This window comes from Moorena sp. SIO3A2 (assembly GCF_010672265.1).
In the GTDB taxonomy this organism is placed as follows: domain Bacteria; phylum Cyanobacteriota; class Cyanobacteriia; order Cyanobacteriales; family Coleofasciculaceae; genus Moorena; species Moorena producens.
Window position 1 is genome coordinate 127,799 of the sequence record NZ_JAAHHC010000007.1, and the last position, 22,505, is coordinate 150,303.

Genomic DNA, 22,505 nt, shown 5'->3' on the forward strand with positions numbered 1-22,505 from the left:
CCCGACTATAAGTGATTAGCCGTAATTAATATGGCTGCTGAATTTATCCTAGCCTACACCGAACGCTATCAGGCGAAACGACTTCATTCTTGGCCTTTCGGCCACGCTACGCGAACAGACTTCATCCTTCAGACTTTTACCGTGACCCAGCAACAACAAGAATTTTTTTACCGAGAAGATTACATTGAACCCTATCAGTCACCTACTTCCTTACACTACGCCCTTGCCATTGATAGTCTGTATTTTTCTTACCCAGACCAACCGGATAGTTTACGCAATATCAATCTCACCATTAAGCCAGGAGAACGGGTGGGTTTAATTGGTCCGAATGGTGCTGGTAAAACTACCCTATTTCTGACCATCTGTGGCATTTTAAAACCAACTAGGGCAAGAGTGATGCTGTTATTTGGCAAACCTGTGGTAGCGGGTGAGTTTCGCCCAGAAATTGGTCTGGTGTTTCAGAATCCCGATGACCAGTTATTTTCCCCTTCGGTCTGGGATGACGTAGCCTTTGGACCAGAGAATATGGGGTTACCAACGGTTGAGGTTGAACAGCGAGTTCAAGAAGCCCTATCCCTGACGGGTGTGGAACACTTAGCGGCTCGAGTTCCCCACAACCTGTCTGGGGGTCAGAAGTGTATGGTAGCGATCGCAGGGGTTTTAGCCATGGGTCCATCCCTAGTGCTTTACGATGAACCCAGTGCGAATCTTGACCTTCGTTCCCGGCGTCGCTTGATTAGCTTTTTGAAAGGGTCCCAGGAGACAATACTGATTTCCTCCCATGACCTAGAACTGATTTTAGAAGTATGCGATCGCGTTTTGCTACTTGACGAAGGGCAAATTATTGCTGACGGTCCTCCTCAACAGGTGATGGCTAATCAGGAGCTGATGGAGGCTCATGGTTTGGAAAAGCCTCACTCTATAGTTTAAGTTATCAGTAATCAGTGAAAAGTTAGTCGTTGGCGGTTGACTGTTGATTGTTAACCGTCAAGAATGATTAACTTGGTCAGCAGGATGGTGCTGGAGTAATTCAATTACCTTCCCCACTTAAAAACCGCTGCTCCCCAAGTCAATCCTGCACCAAAGCCGGAGGTAGCTATAATATCTCCTGATTTAATTTTCTCAAGCCGCACTGCTTCATCCAACACTATAGGTATAGAAGCCGCTGACGTATTACCATATTGAGCGAGATTACTTAGAACCTTGTGCTTAGGAATCTTCAGACGTTGGGCAACTGCATCCAGAATCCGCTGATTAGCTTGATGCAAGACCAGCCAATCCACCTGTTCAGTGCTGAGATCGGCTCGGAATAATGCTTTTTCAATCACTTCTGGTACCTTTTGCACTGCAAAGCGATAAACCTCTTTGCCACTCATGGTAATGGGCTGATAAGTCCCTTTACCAACAGTCAAACCCTTGACAATTTCCTGCTGTTGTGATTTATAGGCTAACTGAAGACAGCTATTTTGGGTACCATCACTACACAGTGCAAATCCCAGTAAGCGATCGGATTGATTTCCCTGCAAAACTACAGCCCCAGCACCATCTCCAAATAGTACACAAGTACTTCGGTCTGACCAATCCACCCACCTTGAGAGAATATCGGCACCAATTAGTAAGACATTTTGGTAAACGCCAGTGCGGATAAATTGGGACGCTGTAGCCAGTCCAAAGACGAACCCTGAGCAGGCTGCGGTTATATCAAAGGCAACTGCTTTTGATGCTCCCAGGAGTGCCTGAACTTGATTAGCACTGCCAAACAGATCATCCGGGGTTGAGGTGGCTAGGATAATCATATCTAGGTCATCAGGAGCAATTCCAGCCATAGCGATCGCATTCCTTGCTGCCCCAGTAGCCATCTCACTTAGACTCCCTTGTGCATGCACCAGATGCCTTTGCCGAATTCCGGTACGGGTGGTAATCCACTCATCCGATGTATCAACCATTTGGCTTAGTTGATGGTTATCGAGGGTAACCTCTGACGCTGCGGAACCGCTTCCGGTAATAGCAATGCCTGTTCCTAGTTGATTCAAGGCTATTCTCCATCAGTTGCATCCCATGTTTTTCTCTTCCCAAGTTCGCTGCTTAGGGAGAAGGCGGAAAGACTGGTGATTGGTCAATCTTGCCATCAATGCCACACTCAACTATAGCACACAAGCCTTAAACAACTATGTTGTGAGGCTTGTGGGACGCTCAAGCTAACAATCTGCCATTATCACGGAACCCTCTTGTAATTACCGTTATCGATCGCCACCCTAATACGGTGGGCAATTCCGCTAAGGAATTCTAACACGAGACTTGATCAGCTAGTCAAAGTTTAGTCCCCATGCTTGACACTCTTAAGGTTAACGGTTAACCATAAACTTTCAACCGCCAACGGTCAACCGTCAACAAAAAAACAGTTGCGCTAATGGTAGCCTTGAAATGCTGATCAGTCGATCATGCCTTACTCCTCACTGCTGGAATTAGTAGCCACTGATTTCTTAGACTTTTTGAAGTGATTAGCTTTAATCCGCTCTAGTACTCGGTGATCAATGGCTTCTTGAGCCAACCGAATGGCGTTAAAAATCGATGGGGCTTGGGAGCTACCGTGACTAATAATACAAATTCCTGCCACCCCCAAGAGTAGAGCACCGCCATGTTCGGCATGATCCATACGCTGCTTAATCCGCTTCAAGTTGGGTTTTAACAACGCTGTACCTAGCTGACCTTGTATCCCTTGAGGCAGTTCTTCTCGGATAATTTGCAGCATCACCTCCCCTACTGCTTCGGCAAACTTGAGCAGTATATTGCCCACAAAGCCATCGCACACAATTACATCAAACTGACCTGAGAGTACATCTCTACCCTCAGCATTGCCAATAAAGTTTATTCTGGAATTCTTTCGTAGCAGTTGATGAGTGCGGATGGCCAAATCATTGCCTTTACACTCTTCCTCACCAATGTTTAGCAGACCCACCTTAGGCTCTTCCATGCCCAAGACATACTTGCTATATACTGACCCCATGATGGCAAACTGCTCTAGATATTTAGGGCGACAATCCACAATTGCCCCCACGTCCATTATAATCACTGGCTTGCCAGCCATGATGGTAGGAAACACTGCGCCAATTGCGGGACGGTCAATCCCTGGCAGACGCCCTAAGCGCAATAGAGCCGCTGCCATGGCTGCCCCAGAGTGCCCAGCACAGACTACAGCGTCAGCACGTCCTTCCTTGACTAAGTCCATGGCTACGTTAATAGAAGCGTTGGGCTTACGCTTCAAGCTCACCAAGGGTTCTTCACCCATGGCAACGACACCATCAGCAGCTACAATTTCTATCTGACTTGATCCGTGGTGTTGGGCAATAGAGGATCTGATTTGCTCAGGATCCCCTACCAACAATACCTCTACCCCTAACTCAGCTTGTGCTCTAATAGCTCCAGCAACTATTTCATGGGGGGCATAATCCCCGCCCATAGCGTCTATTGCGATTCGTGCGCCAGTCGATGCCATTGCTCAAAGTTTATAGAAACCTTCCACATCTTACCAGAACCATTACCTGGAATAGTAAACAATGTGATCTGTTTAACTTGAGATTTGGGACCCGAAAGACTTGCATGGTGACATGTTCTCAACAGAACTGTTCAGATACATTTAACCCGGTAATTCCGCCCCATAGCCGGAATCCGTGTATAGCACGTCAATTAACAATTGACGAGGAGGTATCTGTGTTGGCTTTGCCGGAAAATCCCAAAAGCGCTTTTGCTTACAGCCAATGCATTTACTACAGAACAACTTAACTGTTGTTTGATACAACAATTGCTCTTAGCTCGATTATTGCTTAGGTCGTCTTGATCAGCAGACTCCCAAATCTCAAGCTTCTGTGGCTGTTAAGACAATTATACCAGATAAACCCTACGACAAACCGGAAACTTCCTGAGAATCATTGATTAGGACTTAACAGTAGCAGCATTCAGTATCTAAAATAGAGCAGCCTCAAGAAACAAATGTGGTGTAGTGAATGCTAAAACAACTTGCTGCTGGGATGCTGGCCGGTGCGTTTGTCGTTATATCTGTGAAACTTTGGAGAATTCTGCAACCGATCAACCTTGATCAAGCTCAACTGATGGCTTGGCGGGATACCTCCTTGTTTAGCTTGCCAGCTGAACCAGACCCGTCTGCTGAAGCGATTGTGGCTGAATTCATAGAAAAATGGCGTGTTCAAGGTTCAGCAGTTAAGCAAGGAGTATGGATTCAATCGGGACTGACTAGACTGGCGACCCACCGGGGAAATGTTCCAATACCCGCAGCTTCAATCACGAAAATTGCCACTAGTCTAGCGGCATTACAGCAATGGGGACCAGCTCATCAATTTGAAACTAGAGTCAGTGCCACCGGAATAGTTAAAGATGGGGTATTGCAGGGAGATTTGGTAATTACTGGTGGTAGCGACCCGTTTTTTGTGTGGGAAGAAGCGATCGCATTGGGTAATAGCCTAAATCAACTGGGAATCCGCCGGGTCACTGGGAATTTAGTCATCATTGGCCATTTCACTATGAATGATAAGGACAACCCAGAAATTGCTGGTGGACAACTCTTGCAAGCCTTAAAATCCAGCAGCTGGTCTTGGCAGATTCTCCGCCAATATCAAGCCATGCCCAAAGGAACCGAGAAACCCCAATTAGAAATTGCTGGGAATGTAGTTGTATCTGATACTCCCATTCCCAAGCAAGAATATCTGTTACTCCACAAGTCTTTGCCCCTGGTAGATATTCTTAGAGAGATGAACATCTACAGTAACAACGACGTATCTCAGATGTTGTCTCAAGCCATTGGCGGTGCTCAGACAACCGCTCGGTTGGCGGCTAGGTCAGCTGGTTTACCCGGTAGCGAAATTCAGTTGATTAATGGCTCTGGCTTAGGTATGGAGAATCGAATTTCCCCCCGTGCTGCTTGTGCTATGCTCATGGCTATTGAGCGCTTTTTACAGCCTTACCAGCTTAATCTTAGGGATGTCTTCCCCCTAGCTGGACGGGATACTAAGGGGACCATGCTCGACCGTAACATTCCCCCAGGGGCTGTGATTAAAACCGGAACTCTCAGAGAAGTTAGTGCTCTAGCTGGTTTTCTCCCAACACGCGATCGCGGTTTAGTGTGGTTTGCCATCATTAATGGTGGCAACGATATCCTAGAATTTCGGGCAAAACAGGATCAGCTACTGCAACGCCTGTCTGTCGAGTGGGGTGCCCTTACCCAAAAGAGTAGCAATCAAACCCATAAACCATTGATCATTGGTGATCCCAAGCGTATTGAAAAAATCAGCAGTACCTTGCTGATTGAAAATAAAAAATAGCAAATAGATATTGAGTCGGCTTGAAATTTTGTTGAAGGTTGAAGGTTGAAGGTTGACCGTTGACGGTCAACCTTCAACAGTTAAGTTCAAGGGTTGAGCAACGGCTCCAAAGCCAGTCTCAGCAATAAATTAATTTAGCTGTCCGGCAAAATTCATCCCACACCTAATGCGTAGCATTAGGTGTGGGATGAATTTTGCACAGGGTATTATAAAATTGCTATAATATATGTACTGATAAACAAAGCCGTTCGCGTAGCGTGACTCGTCCGTGCTGTCTGCAGCTGGGCCGTTGTTTGAAGTATTAACTTCTAGAGCAGTTATCAATTGGGTGAGGTACAAGGTATAGCAATTTAGGGAGTAGGGAGTAGGGAGTAGGGAGGAGGGAGTAGGGAGTAGGGAGTAGGGAGTAGGGAGTAGGGAGTAGGGAGTAGGGAGTAGGGAGTAGGGAGTAGGGAGTAGGGAGTAGCGGTAATAAAATTGAATGTACCTCATAAGTGCGATAAACGCGATAATCTTTATTGATAACTATATAATTATAAGGAATTTTTCAGGATTATAGATTAATAGTTAAAGGGATGCCCTATAGAATTTAGGATATTACTCTGAGAGTAGCTCGATCGGCAACATTACTGTAAAAGTCGTCTTTCCTGGCACAGACTCCACCAAAATCTGACCCTGATGTTTATCCACAATCTTTTTAACAATATCTAGCCCCAAACCACTCCCTTCTCCAGGGGGTTTAGTGGTAAAAAAAGGCTGAAATATTTTTGGTATAACCTCCGGGGGAATTCCTTTACCACTATCAGTGAAACTGACTTTTATCTGATCATCCTCCTTTCTAACATCAATGGTTAAGCTTCCCTTACTATCCATAGCTTGAATGCCATTATGAATTAAGTTCGTCCAAACTTGATTAAGTTGGTCGGAATAGCAAAGAATAGCAGGCAAGGAATAGTCATAATTTCTAATCACTTCGACCCCGTATTTTAGTTGATTATAATAGAGAGTTAAAATAGTTTCAATCCCTTCAATAATATTTGCTTCTATTTTGTTACCACTAGAATCATCATGGGCATAAGTTTTCAGGGCAAACACCACTTTAGCAGCTCGTTCAGCAGCGGTAACAATGTTACGGGTACTGGTTTGGAGATTAGCAAATTGATAGGCAGTTTGTAAAATTTTTTCTCCCTCTGGGTCTTTGAGAAGGGGCAACAAAGGCTCTAGGTCATCCGAAACCCCAATTCCCACTAAAATATTGGCGAGTTTTGCTGCTTTCTCAATCGAGTGGGATGTCATCTGGCCGGTCAAGACTTTTCTAATTTGACGTTGTTCCCGAGTAGATAAAGGAGTCGTTTGTTGGCTAGACCGTTCTAGTAAGGTAAAGAAATCCGACTGACGTTCCTTGGAAAGTGCTTGAAAAAAGGAAGGTATAGCAGTGTCACGAATTTTCCTGATCAAAAATCCCAGGGAGTGTGGAAACCCCGCCTATGGGCGACCGGGGAAGAGAAATGAGAGACCGGGGCGGAAAAACGAGCCGGGGTATTTATTCCCCGTCAGCTTCTTATGATGTGGATATTCAATGGTATTACATCCCAATCTTCCCCATCCTCTTGTTCAGATCTCTATTTTCCCCAGTAATTCACCAATCTGGGAAAGTTTCCGGTCAATAGCAATGACAGTATGTCTAGATTTGGGGATTAAGCCAAGGCTGCACGAGATTAGCCCTACGCCTACTAATAATATCGTTGCCGTTTACATCGTCAATTGTAAACAGTGATGGGGAGATGGAGAGATGGTGGGATGGGGAGAGCGTCAATTGAGGCAAATCCAAGTTGTCAAAAATTCTAATGCTACGAGATTTGATATAAGAGAAGCGTGGGATTCGCATCTCATTTTGATGGTAAGCTAATCTTGAGTTATGGCCTGTAATCTGACCCAGAAACCCACTGACCATTGACTAATTACCAGTAACTATGTCACCAGCAAAAAACAGAACCTTTAGTCTCGACTTTGAAAAGCCACTGGTTGAGCTGGAAAAACGAATTAAGCAAATTCGGGAACTCGCAGAGGAAAACAATGTCGATGTTTCTGACCAAATCCGCCAACTCGAGACAAGAGCAATCCAACTGCGTCAGGAAATTTTCAATAGTTTATCACCAGGGCAACGGCTACAGCTAGCCCGTCACCCTAGGCGTCCAAGTACCCTCGATTATATTCAGGCAATTACTGATCAGTGGTTTGAGTTGCATGGCGATCGCGGTGGTTATGATGACCCAGCCCTAGTAGGAGGGATTGGCTCTTTGGCGGGTCGTGCTGTGGTAATATTAGGACATCAAAAAGGTCGGGATACTAAAGATAATGTAGCTCGCAACTTCGGGATGGCTTCCCCTGGGGGCTACCGTAAAGCGATGCGGCTGATGGAACACGCTAATCGCTTTGGTATGCCGGTTTTGACCTTTATTGATACCCCTGGTGCTTGGGCTGGTGTGAAGGCGGAAGAACTCGGACAAGGAGAAGCGATCGCTTATAACCTCCGAGAAATGTTTCGTCTGGATGTCCCCATTATGTGTACAGTTATTGGTGAAGGAGGTTCCGGCGGTGCTTTGGGAATTGGTGTTGGTGATCGGGTTTTGATGTTTGAAAACGCTGTCTACACTGTAGCTAGCCCAGAAGCTTGTGCCGCCATCCTTTGGAAAGATGCTAGCCAAGGACAGCAGGCAGCAGCAGCGTTAAAGATTACCGCTTGGGACCTCAAAGAATTAGGGATTATTGACAAAGTTTTATCGGAACCCATAGGGGGAGCTCATGGGGATCCCTTGGCAGCAGCCTCTATCCTCAAAGATGCCCTCTTGGAAAACCTGGCAGAACTAACTCAATTAACGGCTCAACAGCGCCGGGATTTGCGCTATCAGAAGTTCCGAAATATGGGTATTTTTGTAGAAAGTTAGTCTTGAAGGAGTGAACAGGTAAAGGGGCCAGATGTATATCTGCCAAGTGGCCAAGGCGTTGCTGCTCAACTGTTGATGATCTCAAGTATAGTTAGGTTCGTTAGCAATTACAGCTACCAACTTAAGGCGTGACAAGTGATATAGCTATATATAGCAAGGGGCTCATCCTCTGGGGCATTGAGCTAATCATGCTTGCCATTTTCTCCGATGTTTACCTTGGTAGCCCAATTACCAATTACCCTATCCCGATTTTTCTATCGTCAAAGTTTATTATTGACAGCCCACTTGCTAGCTCAATAGTTTGCCGATGATGATACAATTAACAAATGTTCACAATATTCTCAGGTAGTTAGTCAGTTTGCTAAACAATTTCGGACACACCGAAAACCTAGCTGTGCCTTTGGAGATTAACTGCCCTAAGGGCGTGTCTATAATCTCGGTGCCTAACCAACTCACTAAACCTAAGCTTAATTCGACTGGGTCAACCTCTGGTGACCTGGTAGCTGACCTAGCGAATTTAAAGCTAGCAGATTTAAACCAAATACCTGCCTTATGTGGGCATTTGCTTCGGAGCAATCCTGAGTTTTATCCAGACCGTAGAGAAGCATTTGTAACAAAATCTTGTAAAATTTGATGACATCGACGACTGTGGAGCGACGCGCCATAATTACTGGGGCGAGTAGTGGTATTGGCAAGGAAACAGCTTTAGCCTTTGCTAAGGCAGGAATCGATGTAGCCTTAGTCAGCCGTTCCCGGAAGAACTTAGAGATGGTTGCTGCTGCTGCTAGGGCGGCTGGGGTGGAAGCTAAGGTTTATCCATTTGATTTAGCTGAGCTGGAGCAGGTTAGATCTTGGATAGAAGAAATCACAACAGATTTTGCTCCGATCACTATTCTCGTCAATAATGCGGGAATGGCTTACACTAGATATCTCAGTGAGACACCGCTATCAGATTGGCAGCGCTTAATTGACCTTAATCTGACCAGTGTGTTTCAGTGCATCCAGGGGGTTCTGCCTGCTATGCGTGCCCAGCACCAAGGCACGATCATTAACGTGGCATCAATTGCTGCTAAGCAACCCTTGCCGGAATGGGGGGCTTACAGCGTTAGTAAGGCAGGTATGATTGCCCTGTCCAAGACTCTAGCAGCGGAGGAAAGCCGCCATGGTATCCGGGTAGTAAGCATTTGTCCAGGTGCAGTCAATACCCCTTTATGGGATGCAGATACAGTTCAGGTGCAATTAAATCGGTCAGGGATGTTGACCCCAGAAATTGTTGCCCAGTCAATTTTGCACACCGTCCAGCTACCACAACAGGCTGTGATCGAGTCGTTGACTCTGATGCCCAGTGCCGGGATTCTTTAGGGTATAGGTAATAATAGCACACTTTTGGTTAACTGAAAGGTTATTGCTGTGTCAATTTAACCTGTCCCTATGGTCTGGCAATATCAAGTTCATTTTTGTTTACAATCTAATCAGATTAATCATGACTATTGCTTCTTCCAATGGTTTCAAGCGTGTTGAATCTGTTTCAACTGCTAAAAGTATCAATGGTAATGAGAACAATCAGCTAGAGACCCGTCCTGACCGCAATACCCAGAATGGTCACCAGCCCAATTTACAACCTCCTTTGGAAGAACTGAACCAGGAGATGATCAACGCTGTAAGCACTATATTATTGGGTGTTGGTGAAGACCCGCAACGAGAGGGACTGCTCAAAACCCCTAAGCGGGTAGTCGAGGCAATGCGATTCTTGACTGGTGGTTACAACCAGTCTTTAGAGGCAATAGTCAACGGGGCAATTTTTGACGAAGGTCACAATGAAATGGTACTCGTCCGGGATATCAATTTCTTTAGCCTCTGTGAACACCACATGTTGCCATTTATGGGTAAGGCTCACGTCGCCTATATCCCTAACCAAAAAGTGGTAGGACTGAGTAAAATAGCCCGTGTGGTCGAGATGTATGCACGGCGACTGCAAGTCCAGGAACGGCTGACTCGCCAGATTGCCGAAGCCATTCAAGCTGTCCTAGATCCCAAGGGTGTGGCTGTGGTTATGGAAGCTACCCATATGTGCATGGTGATGCGCGGTGTGCAAAAACCAGGGTCTTGGACCGCCACCAGTGCGATGGTCGGGATTTTTCAAGAGGATCAAAAAACTCGTGAGGAATTTCTAAACCTAATTCGTCATCAGCCGAATTTCTTTTAGGGGTTTGACTTAAACGGTTAACTAATCCTACTCAAAAAGTCATTAGTCATTAGTGATTAGAACTCTGGGAAAATTAACGTTTAGCTCAGACATGACAAGGAGTAGAGGCATGATTTTCACCAGAGTTCTATTAGTCCAATGTGAACAACATACATTAGTAACTGTAGTTACTGATGACAGATGGTAAGCTATAGCGCGTGTCGCGTATCAGCTAATGCGCTACGCGCACGCTACGCGAACAGCGAAAGGCCTTTCGCCACGCTACCGGAACAGTTTATGCCCATAGCGCACGCTACACCGAACAGCTTTTGAATAAAATAAGCTGACGGCTGATAGCTGACGGCTGAATGCTTACGACAGATGAGTAATGACTAATGACTTACCTTAGCCACTAGTTAACAACATCCTCCCTAATAGTCTCCACATCAAACATAATGGAAAATTTTGCCTCAGGCATCATCTGCTTTAAAACTCGTAGATGTTCTTCAGCATTGCCGCGCCGTCTGAATCGGCCAACGGTGATATTGCTGAGCTTGGGTTGCAAAAGGACAATGATCCAGGGATTGAGCTTTTCTCTATAATTCAACATAGGTTTTCCTTATAGGTTTTCCTTGAGACACTTGAATTTGGAGCCAAATTAGCTTCCACTACCATCAGCGACCCATCTTAGACGTTGGGAAGCTCGTACCATGGGGTAACCCATGTGCGGACGCTTACTTAGGGAAACAGCCCCTCATCATGAGCGGGCAGGATTGATGACCGGGTTATTAGTACATATGTACTAATTTGGGGGTGAAATTGAACGCAGCCTGACAGTTCTGCTGATTTTTTGTCTAATTCTTCTCACTTTTTGTCTAATCAGTTATAATAGACGAGCAAGTAATGGTGAATTAAAGTCTATTAAAGTTGATGACCAAAGCCGAAAATGCACTGGTTAAGGACAGTGGAAATCAAACCTCCTGTGGATAAAGCAATCAAAATCAGAAATTTGACGGTGGGGCATCCCGTCAGAAGTAAAGCTTGCCTTATACCCGAACACGGAAGCGTTTCTGTAAGGAAATAGCGATGGCTGGGGTTGGCGAGAAGCCTACACCTATCGATAGAGAGGTTTGGTAAATGTCACCGTAATTAGTTGCGGGTTAGATTGCCCTGATGAGGCAAGTCTGCAGGTGTTGAAGCGGCTTACTTTCGATTGCGCGATGATTTGCCTCTAGCTTGGCATAGCTTGGGGAATATTAGCTGTTTGGTGCAAACATTTTACAGAAAATTTATCTACGGTATGGTTAGTGGTAAGGTATTTTACTGAACTAGCTAATAACCCTATGTGAGGTCGCCAAACTGCTTGCTGCTGTCTGGCAAACAAGAAAAGGGCAGAAAACAAAGTTAACTGCCCTATTTTAATTAGGGCTTACGCAATTTAGCCATCGACACAGGACATGTAGGTTTTAGAGGGTAACAATAACACTACATGTAGAGTTCATCCGCAAGCCCTATTTAAGCAAACCGTTCAAGTTTTCTTGAACAATAACAATTTATTATGAAAAGCCAAGAAGATCAACCTCTAACCCTGGTAAAACTCAGGGAACATGTCAATCTGACTCAAATGAAATTAGCCATTGCTGTTGGTGTCAGCATTACGACGATTAGTGACTGGGAAAATGGCAAAGCCGAACCACGTTTAAAGCACGTCAGGCTCCTGATTGAAATACTGGGTTGTTCTTTCGAGGAACTTTGTGAAGCCTTTGACCAAGCAAAACAACGTCGTTAGTAAAGCGACGGGTGCGCGGTCAAAGGGAGCCAGTGTGTTCAAAGGGAGCCAGTGCGGTCTTGAGGGGGACTCCCAAGACCGCACTGCATCCGATCTCCCGACTCCGATCTCCCGACTCCGATCTCCCGACTCTCATTAACCCAGGACTTTCTACCTCACCCAATTGAGAACTGCTATTATATATAAACCTATATATATACATAGGGAGACTCTTAAACCGGGAGAAATTGGGACAAGCCCGTACAATCCGGTCAAGGTGCATTTTATTGTTGTCTAAGTGAGGAGTGGTCATACAGTAATTGGAGTTAAACCTGCCACTCACTATTTAGACGTTCCTGACATCCCGGCCAGGAGCTGCTTGAAAGTCTGAGTTTTAGTATGTTTAGAGTCAAGCCATCCAAGCTCGACTGCATTAGCTAAACTCAGTCCCAACCCTTTCAAGTAACGCGCAGTACGACGCAACAACACTGCCTGAACCTCAGCCCTCGAAGAGAACCGAGAAATTTCGAAGTCCGTACCCCGAGCAAGGATGTTTTTGGCAGCATTGTGGTCAGCCTGCAACACGACCCCATCAAATCCGGTAAAATTGTCCCCAGTCCTTTTCCCTAATAGGGTTCCATTCCTAGAGTCAATTTGCGACGTGTAGCTAGGCTGAACTTCCGTGACAACCGATCCAGTCCAATTAGCCCATTTTTGTAAGGAATCTCGCATCAGTCCAATCATCCAGCTATTAAGCTTGCGAGACATGGCCTTGGACTGGCGCTTATTCGTAATTGGTTGTGTTAAATCTTCTGCAAAAACTTTTAATGCTTTTCCTCCAAGTAGTGACTTGGAGGCTTGGCCAATAACGGCGAGTATTTCACCAAGGTCTTTCCTGTAACGGCGGTTCTCAGTCTTTCTGCCAAGATTGTTCTCCAGGATTCGAGCAGACTTAGCCGGATCAATTTCTTCCAGCTTTCTGTGCAGTGCCCAAAGTTTTCCTCGGTTCCGGTTTTTTGCGCATATTCGATCTGATTTCTTTGACGCCAACCTGCCCAGACCTTTGCCATGAGCTTTCCCTTCCGAATCAAAGAAAGCCTCTGTGTACCCCTTATCAATTCCGATAGATGGACGCTCCAAAGGAACGTCAACTCTTCCATGATCTACCAGAAAATGAACTTCAAAACGCTGAAGCAACTGGTTGTGAATTAGTCGGATCTGCCCTTTGATCTTGCGGTTAGATCTGACTAGTACCTTGTTCCTTTTTCCTCTCTTGAGACCAGCTAATTCCAGTTGGTAGGTGTTTCGAGATACTCTCTTACACTTGTAGCCGCCTTGTTGGTAGACTATTTTATTTCGGATCCAAGAATGCCCTCTTTGGTACTCCTTTCTGACCAACCTATGGAGCAGTGGACTGTCCATGAAAGCCAAGGTCTTCAGTTGTAGGCATTGGTCTTTCCTGACCTTTAGATTGGCTTTTCCAGGAAACCTTTTATAAACCTTTTTGACAACAGCATCAATTGAGGCCGCTTGTTGAGCAGTGATAGCTTTTGCCACATCACTGACCGTCCATTCCATCAATTTAGAAGGCAGACCTAGTGAATCAGGAGTCCTGAAGGTTCTGACCTCGGGGTAGGACTTTTTCCAGTCGATTCCCCAGTGATTGATACTCCCTAATTTGTGATCAGATTCAGACCTAACAATCCCAAGGTTTTTCATAGTCGCTAGCAACTCATTTTCAACCGACTTGGTCATCCCCACTACGGGGACAATTTGAGTCGATATTTTCTTGTTTGTTGTTGACTGCTTTGGCATCGTTAGGTCTTTGTCGTCTTACGTCTATTTTATCCTAATTTGTCTAATCTGTCTACTTCTTTGACGGTATTTTTTATTTCTTTTTCGTACCGACGAAGGAAGTAGAGCTTAGAGCTGAAGCAATGCATTATGGACATAAAATCATCGATCAGTTCCTGTTGAGGAGACTTATAGGTGTGATTCAATACTATGATTTGGCATTTGTGCAGGGAACAAAACCACTCCACGAAATCAAAACCAAATCGGCATAGTCGATCTTTGTGAGCAACGACTATGGTCTTTATCTGTGAACCAGCAACCTTTTCCATTAACTGGATGAACTTACGTCTCTTGAAATTTAATCCAGAACCGTACTCTGAGTAGCACCGACACTCTGGATAACACTGCCCCAAGTACTCAACCTGAGACGCAAGATCATCCGACTGAGACCTGGTAGACACTCGGGCATAGAGAATAACGGAACGTGAATCCTCTCCGTCTACTAAGCGCTCAATGGAACTGGCCAAATAGCGTCGGTGCCCGCCGGGAGACCTAATACATTCAATCTTGCCTGCGTCTGCCCATCTAGATAAAGTCTTTGAGTTATAGCCATATCTATCTTGGGCTTCTATGGGAGTGAGATCCATAGGATGTCTAATTGATACCGATATATCCTATATTATCCCATTTTTAAGGGGTCTGAACGTGAGGCTACATAGGCGTGAAAATGAACCATTAACCCAATTGATATCTCAGCTGAAAGTTAATTTCCCCAAAGGTCTAATGATTCAACGCTTAGGAGCATTATCAAAAGCACGAGCGATCGCATTCCAGGCTAACTTGGGCTGGAAATCTGCATCGAGAGGTAGAGGTCGCACTGGGGCACCATCTGACCGGGGATGGAAGCTACTTAAGTATGTGTAGCGATCGCTAAATCCCCAGGTCACTACTGCAATCACGGCTGGCTCATCAAGCACAACAGACAGATAATCTTCATAAGCTTGAGCCACCATGCGATCGCGTACAGTCACATCCTTTGGTAACTTGTCATCTCTGACATCTAGTTCAGTAATCAAGATTTTAAAACCCATACTCGCCACATCTCGGAGAAACTTCCGCAGGCTGTGGGGGTTAATCCGTTTATTCCCTCGCAAGTGAGCCTGGATTCCCAGGGCATGACAGGGGGTTCCCTGAGACTTCAACCCCTCTAGTAGCTTCAATACAGCCCTACGCTTGGCTTGCTCATCACTCGAATCATAACTCAGTCCATACTCGTTGTAGAGTAACATTGCCTTGGGGTCAGCAACAGCTGCAATGCGAAAGGCTAGGTCAATGTATTTCGGACCTAAAAATTTTAACCATGGCGTTTTGCGTAAACCATCTGCCCGTCCTTGGAAGGTAGCGATCGCTTCATTCACCACATCCCAGGAGTGCATTTGTCCAACATAACGCCCAGCCACTGTCTTTATATGTCTAACCAAGAACTGTTCAGCATTTTGGCGGTTTACTGTCTCCTCAAACCAAGGGGGTAACGAGATGTGCCAAATTAGGGTATGTCCCCGAAACAGCAATCCATGAGTCTTGGCAAAGTCTGCCATCCAATCCCCAGCCGTAAAGTCAAACTGATGGGGGTGAGGGCACAGGGGAGGGGAAGAAGGAGTAGAAACAAACCACTTGAGTCCCCATCCGGGAACCAGCATGGCACACTCTTGAGCAAAACGGGTACCTAAGGCTGGGTTTGAGGATAGGTCTGGGAATCGACTCTCGGCTCCATAAATTAATCCTTTTGCTGCTGCACGCTCTTTTAAAGAAGCTCCTTGAGCTACTGCAAAGTCTCGCTTCGGGTCATCAATAGCTTGAATTGAGTTACTTTGTCTGATAGATTTACACCTTGTCAGAGGGCCGACACTGGCTAAGCTACCTAAACCCAGTAATAATTCACGTCGTCCAATCATTAACTTGTTTTTACTCCTAGGAATCATCACCTAATATGCCTAGCTTTCATTATTTCAGTGATTTATCGCTGAGGGGGTGACAAAATAGCCTAAAAAGCTTATTTTGTAAAAAATGCCGGAATTTATGGTAAAAAAATATCGGTTTAGTTATCTCAATAAGACCAATAAACATGATAAGCTTACCGTAAGCATATGCGCTACGCACACGCTACTTGAGGTGCTTTAAGCTCATGCTTACGGTTTTAAACCGATTTTTTTAACCCCAAAAAACTAATTGATCTAGTGAGATAGCACAGGAATTTTTCAGGCATCAATGAAATTGATAATTATAGTTCAGCTATTACGATTTATTCATTCTTTTTATGGAGTAGTTGGCAATTTCATTGTAGGCATTAATCGTTTGATTGGCTAGTTCTTGCCAATCAAAAGCGTCTAGGGGAGCTTGTTCTGGACGGGGAGTGTTTAACGCCCAATCTAAAGCGTTTTCAATGTCATAATCAGTAATTTCTCCTGTATAGGTATAGACCCATTCTTCACCAACTTGGTCTTGAACTTCAGGGAGAGCGCCAATTTTAGGAACTAATATGGGTAGGTTAAAAGAGAGGGCTAAGAAAGCACTACCAGAGTTTAAAATCTCGCGGTACGGCAAAATAACTAAGTCAGCAGCACTAAAGTACCATTGCATATGGTCTTGGGGTATGAAATTTAGGTTAATTCGGACTCGTTTATCTAAGGCGGATTCCCTTTCAATTTCTGCTGCTAATTCAGGAAATTCTGGACTACCCACAATGTAGAGTATGGCTTCTGGGTCAAAAAACTGTCGGAAAACTCGCATCAATTTAGGAGCATTTTTGTAAGGTCTAATTTTACCAAACAAAAGCAATACTTTCGCCGAAGTTGGAATTCCTAGGTAATGGCGAGCTTCTTGAGAACTGACTTGATTAGAATACTGCCCTCGGTAGTGACCATGGGGTACTACAAAACCAGGAATATTCTTTAACTGAGGGAAGCGCTCTTGGGCAGATTTCATCCCAGTTTTGCTAAGGTTAATGTAACCATCCAACTGCCTTGTAAAGGCTTTCCAAAACCAAGCCTCTAGTTGCGGGTAAAGCTGTTCATGAGAGGCTAAGTTGTGTACTGTCCAGACAATTTTTGTACCCCGCCAGCGAGCCAAAATCATCAAGAAGAATAGAGCTAACGTTTTTGCGATCGCTCTGAAGAAGTTAGGTTCATTTAAGTTTCGTTCTGGCCAGTGCCGATGCCAGATAGAATAATCATTTATCAGCAATTTTTTAGGAGAAAACTCATGGACATCAACCCCCAAAGTAGCCAGGTGGGTGTAAACTAGCCACGTATAAGGGTTTTTGTCACGATCTTTAAAGGCTGGTTGGGCAAGAATTTTCATATTGCACCTACTCCATTGAGCTTTGGTTAACTTTAGAGCTGCCGTTACTTGCAACCTACTACGTAAACCTTGAAATCCAGTACCAGTCAAGGTGTCTACCGCCAACTACTTCATAGCTTTAAAAAAACCTAAACGATCTCAGGTTTATAGTGACCAGAATTGATCAGACTGATAAAATGGTATATCGAATATTTTAACATAATTACGCACAACATCGACTTCAGATTGGGTCATCGTTTGTTTCCATTTATTTATTTGTTGGGTGCTTATACGTACCTTGGAATAACGACCAGGTATATTGTTAGTTGAACTCTGGAGTACATGGTTTTCTACCCGCCTATTCCATGGCAATTCAAACTTCTCAAATAGCTCTTTGAACTTACCAATAGGGTCTAAGCATAAGTCCTCATAAAAGACCAATAACCATTCAGGATTTCGAGACAATGCATCGGCTACAACACGATGTCTTGCTGCCCAGATAGCTGCAAAGATTTCTATGGGCGTTTTTGCTTGCTCTATCACTGAGCGGTAGGGTTCGAGATGATCTTCAAATAAGCTAGATTGATCTAATAGAGTATCTCGGGAAAGCTCAGCAGGAGTTTCTTTGTTAATTTCTGATAATACGGTGGGGCAAGGATGTCGAACAATTACCAATAGTTTTGGATTGTAGCGCTTGAAAACCCACTCGATGGACATCAGAGATGCTACATCTTTCACGATAATTTGATAATTAGGCAGTGCTCTAGCCCAGAAACCTCGGTACCAAGCGCCTCCAAAAGGTAGACCTTTGAAGACATTATCAAAAGCATTTTCAAGCAAGTCATCTCGCTCACCAGGTCGTGTATATCGGAACCATGTTTCCATGTTACCTTTTCCAGTAATCTCTGGATTACATGGCTCGTAGTAGTATATAGCACGATTTGCGGTGGACAATGTTTTCCCGACCCAACTTGTACCGCTGCGACCATGACCTAAAATCAAAATTGGGCGTTTACCAACTTGCCAGTGATTCAAAAACCACGAGGTAAGATAGTAGCTGGTATTAGTAATTAAACGTTGTTTCCTCATTTATCTTTTACTGAATTGACAGTTAATATTTTGATTTTTACTCAAGCAATCAGAGGTTTAGTGGTGTTTTTTTATATAAACCTCGAAATACTGCTCAAGTCTGCTAACTAAAAGGCTAACTAAAAGGCTAACTAAAATTTAATCACCACTAAACACTAAAATAGTAGAAAAACTATCAATTTTTAGCGATATAGTGTTTCTCATAGTTATGAGGTAAAGTAAATTTTTCTAACCCCTACTTCCTAGTCCATAGTCCAATTAAACCCAAGGGCTTCGTACCTCACCCAATTGAGAACTGCTAGATCAAGATTTAGCTTGAGCTAACTGGTTAGACTTTGAAAGTGAAACCAGACAATCTAGTTCCGAAATAACGCCTTCTATTGCTTTATAACCAAATAAGTCCTCAAGCACACCTGGATTAACATTATCCCTAAAAGGATGGGACAAAAATCTGATAATTGCTTCTGCAAAGGATGACTTATCTACAGCAATTTCAAAGTAGTGATGAACCTCTTCTGGTAGACCTGCTATTCCCTGTGGTGTAGAAACAATCGGTCTACCAGAAACCAGCATTTCTAGGGACTTTATACTAACGCCACTCCCAGCTGAAACTGGATTAATGAGAACGCGCCCGGACTTGTATACTTCTGTAGAAGACACTGGATTTATTTTCAGATCAACTTCTGCAGTTTCCTCACATAGCTGCCTAACGTGCTGGACAGGATTTGAACCCGCTATTAAAACAGTAAATGTTGGTAACGCCAAACGTATCATCGGCATAACTTGGGTAATAAACCAGATTATTCCCGCTACATTGTTGTCCGAAAAGAGGTTACCCAAAAAAACGATATCATAGACAGGATTGGTGCTTAGTTTATCTCTGGATATTGCTTCCCTATTCTCTTCATGAAACTCAATCAGAGGCGGTAAGTAGCGACCATTGGTCAATCCTTGACTTCTCCAAAAATTTAGGTCATCTAGGGAGATATCGTAAAATAAAGTACTATTTTTTAGTAAATTTGTTTCATAGGTTTCCAAGTTAGACAGTGATAAATATCGTTTGAGCTTGTTTAACCCTTTGGCAGACGCAAGTTTTCGCTTATAGTACAAATGCTCGATATTGTGAGAGCGAATAACCAGCAGCAGATTCAAGTGTTGACTTAACTGATTTGCTACTTCTCCACCGTGAATACCATCCAGGAATATAACATCAGGATTAAACCCAGCCACATCAGACAGTAATAGCTTGAATTCTTTACCTCTAACAATTCTAGATGTAACTTCCAAAGGATACTTGAGTAAGTCAATTATCCGCCGAATAAAAGAACCGACTGTCCTTGGAAACTTTATAAAAAAAACTTGCTTGGCATACTTCCTAATTTCCAGGACTTCCTCTGGTTTTGGAGTATGGCTACACCAGCAGATAACTTGTATATCAGTCCCTAAATTAGAGAAAGCTTTTATCCTTCGCCACATGTCTAATCGCGCCCCATGGATGGGCGGATAGGGAATATCATGGCATACTAATGTAATCTTCATAATAGCGCTACTCTTCCTCTCAGTTGTTTGCTCCTATAGAATTAGTCATGATAATTATCAGCAGTGACTTGGAATTATTCAATAACCTAGATTTTTCATAAATTAAGCAGATTTAAACTAATGTATAATTTCACTATATTATCAAGATATATGCTCAATAATAGTTAGGGAAATTTCCCACTTGATCTTGACAAAATATATCGAGAGCACTAGTTAAATACAAATTATTTTTTTGTTAGCAATATCCAAGGATTTGAGTAGTTCAGATTTTGAAAAGATATGAATCGGAAATCCGTCGGCAATATAACCCTTTGTATTAATCGGAGCAATATAGTAGTCAGGGGTTGGAAGCGATGCAGCGCGGTCTTGGGGAGGCAGTGCGGTCTTGGGGGTTCCCCCCATGAGCAACTGCCGTGGTTTCCACGGGGCTTACAGCGATGCAGCGCGGTCTTGGGGGTTTCCCCCATGAGCGACTGCATCAAGACAGGTGCGGACGCAGGTTCCGCACACAGAACCCAAACCATGAGCGACTGCATCAAGAATTGAGGAATTTTGGTGATGCTAGTCATACACTATAAATACTTTAGAGTCACTGGAGGAACTACTTGATGAACAGGAGTAGGCAAAGTCTTGTAGACTAAGTATTCACCTAACTCCTACCTGCCATAGTAGGGCGGTCTAGTTGATCACTGGCTATCTTTGATTCCTTACGAGATTTGTCAAAAGCACGAGCAATAGCATTTTACCCAGACTTTAGTTAGAAGTCCGAGGTAGGAATTAAAAGCAAGGCAACGTGCTGATTGGCTTTGCCAGAGACTTATTGCTAGCTCTAGTTGATTGTAAGAGAATATCCGTAAAAATTATGTAAAGCTTTATTAAAGAAAGTGAAATTTCATCCTAAGTAACAGCAAATTTTTTGTAAAAATCAGCCAAGGTCATGAGTAATGGTGATCCGATTACCGATTACCCATGAGCAATTAGCTATGAGCAATTACCCAAGAATGTTATGTTGCATCCCTCTTAGAGAAAGGGGATAAAGATTAATGTTCCGATTCTTGAAGGCGCTTGCTTCTAGTCACCTCTTGCCGATATAAGACAAACACTAATAGCCATAAGCTGAGCATCCTCAAGGAATCTGAGGTTAAACTTGACCAGGCAGCTCCCTTCCATGAATACAGAGGAATTAACCAAAGGTTTAACGAAAAGTTCAACAGAGCTGCCGTTACTTGTATGCTACTACGCAACCCTTGAAATCCAGCACCAGTTAGGGTGTCCGCCGCAAAAAACTGCATGGCTTTAAAAAACGGTATCGGTGCTAACCAACGTAAGGCATTGACTACCTCACTATAGTCTTCACCTATGATGTAGGGTACCATTGGAGCCGAGATAAACAACCCGATACCAGCAGCTATTCCGTACATACCAGCAATTGGTGATAGACGCTTGGCCAGATTGAGACTTCCCCGGATGCCAGCGGCTCCCTTCTGAAAAAACTTGGCATAGGAAGCGGCTAACAGAGATTGTACAGGGACAAATGCCACATCAATTAAACGGTATGCAGCAGCATATATACCTGTAGCTTGTAATGTAGAAAGACGCGCCAGCATGGTTTTATCTACATTGTTGTTAACCGTTTCAGCACAAAGGTTGACAGAAAAGTAGAATCCCTGAAGCATCTCCGGCTTGATCTTTGATATTGCCAATTTAGGAGTTCCTAACATCCGATGTACCATCAGAAATCCAACCCCAGCTGCTATTGCTGTACTAGCCAGATATAAAGCTGCCCAAACTACAATATCTGATGTCTGAAAGAAGCTGACAAAACAAAGTGTTGCCACTAAGTTTTTTAGACTGAGTAAAAAATGAATCTGGGCGGTGTGCTTAAGCTGACTGACCGCGATAAATGCCTGACCAGCGGTGGCTAAAATTTTCAAAAAGAGTAAGTCAGACAAAAATACCAAAAATATTAGCAGGGGCGACGTTCCTTGAGGTAAAATAGCTGGAGCTATAAGCATAACTAAGGCAATTAGCACCAAACTAGAGGTAAAAACCATCAACAGCGCATTGCCCCAGTATTCCTTGAATAAGGCTCGGTTTCTAGAGACATTTTTAATTAAAACATCTCCACTACCCCAGGTAGCAAAAGGTGATATAATCGCCGCTAAAGCCGTCAAACTAGCAAACAGACCATACTGTTGAGCACCGAGGGTACGAGCAATAATCACGAAATAGGCCGCTTGGACAATCATCTTCAGAAATTTAGCCAATAGCATCCACAAGGTGTTACGTACTAGGGATTTCTGAAATATGCCAATGAGCCTGGATTTGAGGGATTGAAAATTCATATCAAGTAGTTTGGATCATACCTTTTTGCTGCCAGGATTATCTGCCAAGTTGGTAACTGATCGAAAATCATCTCTGATTACCCAGACTAAGAAGACAATCAGCGAATTATTGGTATGACTTATACCAAGTTGCCATCGAAGATATTACTCTAAAAGTTAGCA

At 44.0% G+C, this 22,505-nt stretch carries 22 protein-coding genes; 8 read left to right on the top strand and 14 right to left on the bottom strand.

Features of this window, described 5'->3' with window-relative positions; translation table 11 throughout:
• The first annotated feature begins 30 nt into the window (after positions 1 to 30).
• Positions 31 to 930: an energy-coupling factor ABC transporter ATP-binding protein gene (locus tag F6K64_RS10000; RefSeq protein WP_008182120.1), complete on the top strand. Its 900-nt coding sequence runs from the start codon at positions 31 to 33 to the stop codon at positions 928 to 930.
• A 104-nt stretch (positions 931 to 1,034) separates the two neighbouring features.
• Here F6K64_RS10000 and F6K64_RS10005 read toward each other — a convergent pair whose 3' ends face one another.
• Positions 1,035 to 2,033, bottom strand: coding sequence for a beta-ketoacyl-ACP synthase III (locus F6K64_RS10005; RefSeq protein ID WP_008182122.1), 999 nt, complete (start codon positions 2,031 to 2,033; stop codon positions 1,035 to 1,037).
• 413 nt (positions 2,034 to 2,446) lie between these two features.
• Entirely contained in the window at positions 2,447 to 3,496 is a 1,050-nt protein-coding gene (plsX, locus tag F6K64_RS10010) for a phosphate acyltransferase PlsX (RefSeq protein ID WP_071986850.1), read from the bottom strand.
• A 508-nt stretch (positions 3,497 to 4,004) separates the two neighbouring features.
• Here plsX and F6K64_RS10015 point away from each other — a divergent pair.
• Complete coding sequence (locus F6K64_RS10015; RefSeq protein WP_008182125.1) at positions 4,005 to 5,336, top strand: D-alanyl-D-alanine carboxypeptidase; 1,332 nt, start codon at positions 4,005 to 4,007, stop codon at positions 5,334 to 5,336.
• A gap of 129 nt (positions 5,337 to 5,465) precedes the next feature.
• On the opposite strand, the gene F6K64_RS10020 is transcribed toward F6K64_RS10015, so the two are convergent.
• Entirely contained in the window at positions 5,466 to 5,828 is a 363-nt protein-coding gene (locus F6K64_RS10020) for a hypothetical protein (RefSeq protein WP_287265363.1), read from the bottom strand.
• A gap of 105 nt (positions 5,829 to 5,933) precedes the next feature.
• A complete protein-coding gene (locus F6K64_RS10025; RefSeq protein ID WP_287265364.1) occupies positions 5,934 to 6,794 on the bottom strand; it encodes a sensor histidine kinase in 861 nt (286 codons plus the stop codon).
• Positions 6,795 to 7,309: 515 nt separating this feature from the next.
• Between F6K64_RS10025 and accA the strand changes: the two genes are divergently transcribed.
• The 4 genes from accA to F6K64_RS10045 all read left to right on the top strand — a co-directional run bounded on the left by accA (position 7,310) and on the right by F6K64_RS10045 (position 10,802).
• On the top strand, positions 7,310 to 8,284 hold the full coding sequence (gene accA, locus F6K64_RS10030) for an acetyl-CoA carboxylase carboxyl transferase subunit alpha (RefSeq protein ID WP_008179444.1): 975 nt from the start codon (positions 7,310 to 7,312) through the stop codon (positions 8,282 to 8,284).
• A gap of 633 nt (positions 8,285 to 8,917) precedes the next feature.
• On the top strand, positions 8,918 to 9,646 hold the full coding sequence (locus F6K64_RS10035; RefSeq protein ID WP_008179450.1) for an SDR family oxidoreductase: 729 nt from the start codon (positions 8,918 to 8,920) through the stop codon (positions 9,644 to 9,646).
• Between the two features lie 121 nt (positions 9,647 to 9,767).
• Positions 9,768 to 10,490 carry a GTP cyclohydrolase I FolE gene (folE, locus tag F6K64_RS10040; RefSeq protein ID WP_008179451.1) on the top strand — a complete coding sequence of 241 codons (723 nt, stop codon included), beginning with the start codon at positions 9,768 to 9,770 and terminating at the stop codon, positions 10,488 to 10,490.
• A gap of 180 nt (positions 10,491 to 10,670) precedes the next feature.
• Positions 10,671 to 10,802 carry a hypothetical protein gene (locus F6K64_RS10045; protein ID WP_287249212.1) on the top strand — a complete coding sequence of 44 codons (132 nt, stop codon included), beginning with the start codon at positions 10,671 to 10,673 and terminating at the stop codon, positions 10,800 to 10,802.
• A gap of 79 nt (positions 10,803 to 10,881) precedes the next feature.
• Here F6K64_RS10045 and F6K64_RS10050 read toward each other — a convergent pair whose 3' ends face one another.
• Positions 10,882 to 11,079 carry a hypothetical protein gene (locus F6K64_RS10050; RefSeq protein WP_008179452.1) on the bottom strand — a complete coding sequence of 66 codons (198 nt, stop codon included), beginning with the start codon at positions 11,077 to 11,079 and terminating at the stop codon, positions 10,882 to 10,884.
• Between the two features lie 948 nt (positions 11,080 to 12,027).
• Between F6K64_RS10050 and F6K64_RS10055 the strand changes: the two genes are divergently transcribed.
• Complete coding sequence (locus F6K64_RS10055; protein WP_008179453.1) at positions 12,028 to 12,258, top strand: helix-turn-helix domain-containing protein; 231 nt, start codon at positions 12,028 to 12,030, stop codon at positions 12,256 to 12,258.
• Between the two features lie 19 nt (positions 12,259 to 12,277).
• Here the strand turns inward: F6K64_RS10055 and F6K64_RS10060 are convergent, their stop codons facing one another.
• The 8 genes from F6K64_RS10060 to F6K64_RS10095 all read right to left on the bottom strand — a co-directional run bounded on the left by F6K64_RS10060 (position 12,278) and on the right by F6K64_RS10095 (position 20,400).
• The gene (locus F6K64_RS10060; RefSeq protein ID WP_131826936.1) at positions 12,278 to 12,550 is read right to left on the bottom strand and encodes a hypothetical protein; all 273 of its coding nucleotides are present in this window, start codon (positions 12,548 to 12,550) and stop codon (positions 12,278 to 12,280) included.
• A gap of 29 nt (positions 12,551 to 12,579) precedes the next feature.
• Positions 12,580 to 14,052 carry a zinc ribbon domain-containing protein gene (locus tag F6K64_RS10065; protein WP_044492192.1) on the bottom strand — a complete coding sequence of 491 codons (1,473 nt, stop codon included), beginning with the start codon at positions 14,050 to 14,052 and terminating at the stop codon, positions 12,580 to 12,582.
• Positions 14,053 to 14,081: 29 nt separating this feature from the next.
• Positions 14,082 to 14,678: an IS607 family transposase gene (locus tag F6K64_RS10070; RefSeq protein WP_008179455.1), complete on the bottom strand. Its 597-nt coding sequence runs from the start codon at positions 14,676 to 14,678 to the stop codon at positions 14,082 to 14,084.
• Positions 14,679 to 14,819: 141 nt separating this feature from the next.
• On the bottom strand, positions 14,820 to 15,986 hold the full coding sequence (locus F6K64_RS10075) for an endo-1,4-beta-xylanase (protein ID WP_229414292.1): 1,167 nt from the start codon (positions 15,984 to 15,986) through the stop codon (positions 14,820 to 14,822).
• A gap of 340 nt (positions 15,987 to 16,326) precedes the next feature.
• Positions 16,327 to 17,391: a glycosyltransferase family 4 protein gene (locus F6K64_RS10080; protein WP_044492252.1), complete on the bottom strand. Its 1,065-nt coding sequence runs from the start codon at positions 17,389 to 17,391 to the stop codon at positions 16,327 to 16,329.
• 144 nt (positions 17,392 to 17,535) lie between these two features.
• Positions 17,536 to 18,459, bottom strand: a complete 924-nt coding sequence (locus F6K64_RS10085) for a sulfotransferase family protein (RefSeq protein ID WP_008179461.1) — start codon at positions 18,457 to 18,459, stop codon at positions 17,536 to 17,538.
• 303 nt (positions 18,460 to 18,762) lie between these two features.
• On the bottom strand, positions 18,763 to 19,998 hold the full coding sequence (locus tag F6K64_RS10090) for a glycosyltransferase (protein ID WP_044492195.1): 1,236 nt from the start codon (positions 19,996 to 19,998) through the stop codon (positions 18,763 to 18,765).
• A gap of 213 nt (positions 19,999 to 20,211) precedes the next feature.
• Positions 20,212 to 20,400: a hypothetical protein gene (locus tag F6K64_RS10095; RefSeq protein WP_008179465.1), complete on the bottom strand. Its 189-nt coding sequence runs from the start codon at positions 20,398 to 20,400 to the stop codon at positions 20,212 to 20,214.
• A 35-nt stretch (positions 20,401 to 20,435) separates the two neighbouring features.
• On the opposite strand from F6K64_RS10095, the gene F6K64_RS10100 reads away from it, so the two are divergent.
• The gene (locus F6K64_RS10100; RefSeq protein ID WP_161603126.1) at positions 20,436 to 20,576 is read left to right on the top strand and encodes a hypothetical protein; all 141 of its coding nucleotides are present in this window, start codon (positions 20,436 to 20,438) and stop codon (positions 20,574 to 20,576) included.
• 462 nt (positions 20,577 to 21,038) lie between these two features.
• On the opposite strand, the gene F6K64_RS10105 is transcribed toward F6K64_RS10100, so the two are convergent.
• Positions 21,039 to 22,343 carry an oligosaccharide flippase family protein gene (locus F6K64_RS10105; protein ID WP_008179467.1) on the bottom strand — a complete coding sequence of 435 codons (1,305 nt, stop codon included), beginning with the start codon at positions 22,341 to 22,343 and terminating at the stop codon, positions 21,039 to 21,041.
• Positions 22,344 to 22,505: the final 162 nt, after the last annotated feature.